2 protein-coding genes are annotated in these 1,297 nt (G+C 55.5%); both read left to right on the top strand.

Going from position 1 to position 1,297, the window contains the following annotated elements:
* The first annotated feature begins 99 nt into the window (after window positions 1–99).
* On the top strand, window positions 100–459 hold the full coding sequence (gene tnpB / locus ACW73I_RS23005; RefSeq protein ID WP_458031842.1) for an IS66 family insertion sequence element accessory protein TnpB: 360 nt from the start codon (window positions 100–102) through the stop codon (window positions 457–459).
* Between the two features lie 57 nt (window positions 460–516).
* A partial coding sequence (locus ACW73I_RS23000; protein ID WP_458031841.1) for a transposase occupies window positions 517–1,297 on the top strand: 781 nt, incomplete at its 3' end.

The following is a 1,297-nucleotide window of genomic DNA, read 5'->3' as shown; positions in this document are numbered from 1 at the left end:
GACTTTATCGTTTGATTTGCCGGGCGGGTTGTGTTGCTCGGTTCAGGCGGATGTCGCGACTGGGGCGGCGTTGTTGCAGCGACTGGCTCGGACTTTAGCATGATGCGGCCGCAGAACGACCGGCTATCGGTGTTCGTGTGTACGCAGGCGGTGGATTTTCGCAAAGGCATGGCCAGTCTAGCGGTATTGGTGGAAGCGCAGTTGGGCTTGAATCCGTTTACGGACAGTTTGTTTGTGTTTCGTAACCGCTCGGCGACGGCAGTGAAGTTATTGTACTGGGAGCGAAACGGCTTTTGCCTGTGGCATAAGCGTCTGGAACAGGAGCGATTTTGTTGGCCCAAGGCCGATTCGACCGGCACAGTAGCTCTGACGGTGCAGCAGTTGAACGGGTTGTTGGAGGGCTACGATATCAATCGCATGCAACCGCATAAGCCCTTGGATTTTAAGTCGGTTACTTGATTCATTTGATCATTATTTCAATGGGTTATGTGGTATTTATGGGGTATAATAGCGCCCATGAATACCGAATTGGAACTGCCTGAAAGTCCGGATGCGCTACGCGATTTCGCGCGTGATCTGGTCAAGCAATTTCACCAGTTAACGTCCGAGAACGCCACGCTGTCGGGTGAAAATGCGTCGCTGCAGCGTGAAAAAGCCCTCCTGCAAGAACAAATCAACCTGTTGCTGCACAAACGCTTTAGTGCCAACAGCGAAAAGTACCGCGCCGAGCAAGCCGATTTGTTCAACGAAGCGGAGGCCTATGCCGAGACCTTGAACGAAACAAGCGCCGAAGCAGGTCTCGATTCCGAATCGACGGTACCGGAAACCGGCGGCGAAACGACAACCACGACCGAACCGGCGTCGCCACGTAAACCCGGCCGCAAGGCCTTACCTGCCGAACTACCCCGCGTCGAAATCGTTCACGATTTGCCCGAAGACCAGCGCTGCTGCAGCGAGGGTCACGCCTTAAAAGTCATCGGTGAAGAAATTTCCGAACAACTGGACATCATTCCCGCCAAGGTTCAAGTGCTGCGGCACATCCGCAAGAAATACGCCTGCCCTTGCTGCCAGGCTGAGGTCAAGACGGCTCCGCTGCCGCCGCAGCCCATCCCCAAAAGCAACGCCTCGCCGGGGCTTTTAGCCTATGTCGCCGCCAGCAAGTTCGTCGATGCCTTGCCGCTCAACCGGCAAAGCAAGTTGTTCGCCCGCATCGGCGTCGAACTGAACCGGGCCACGCTGGCCAACTGGATGATTCGCTCGGGACAGCTGATTCAACCACTGATCAATCTGTTGGAAG

This window comes from Methylomonas sp. MgM2, from assembly GCF_054172045.1.
Note: the sequence above shows the minus strand (reverse complement) of the source record. Positions and strands in the feature narration are given on the sequence as shown.